The following is a 432-nucleotide window of genomic DNA, read 5'->3' as shown; positions in this document are numbered from 1 at the left end:
AGTTCCTCAAGCTGTGCAACGAGCGGGGAGGCCTTTACCAGTTCATGAACCGCCGTCCAGCCGCCACCGATGTCAAGAATCGCGTCGTTCTGAGTTTCCACCAGCTGCTCGATCCTCTGTTCCAGCCAGGCCGCCTGTCCCTTGGCCGTTATGGTCGCAGGTTCCAGGACGTAATCACCCAGAGAGGCGATGGTATTGGACTTGTTGAGTGAATCCGTATTCCAGATTTCCGGGTGGCCTCCCTGCTGCTGGGTCAGTTCCGTGAGGACCTTGAGGAATGTCGTTTTTCCAACCCTCTGGCGTCCGATTGCCATCATGAGAGTCGGTTGCGCCTTTACGGTCTCTTTCGCCGCGGTCTTCGGTTCGCGTGCCGTCATGTTTCATTCCTGATGAAAGCCGGGTTCCTGCAACCGTCGCCGGTTTTCCAGATCC

1 pseudogene is annotated in these 432 nt (G+C 57.2%); it reads right to left on the bottom strand.

Annotated elements, in window-relative coordinates:
- A pseudogene (locus B7449_RS18645) lies at positions 1-377 on the bottom strand (FAD-binding oxidoreductase); the annotation flags it as partial.
- Positions 378-432 lie beyond the last annotated feature (55 nt).

Source organism: Komagataeibacter intermedius TF2 (genome assembly GCF_000964425.1).
GTDB classification, from domain to species: Bacteria; Pseudomonadota; Alphaproteobacteria; order Acetobacterales; family Acetobacteraceae; genus Komagataeibacter; species Komagataeibacter intermedius.
The sequence above is the reverse complement of the archived record's forward strand: the minus strand, read 5'-3'. Positions and strand labels throughout refer to the sequence as shown.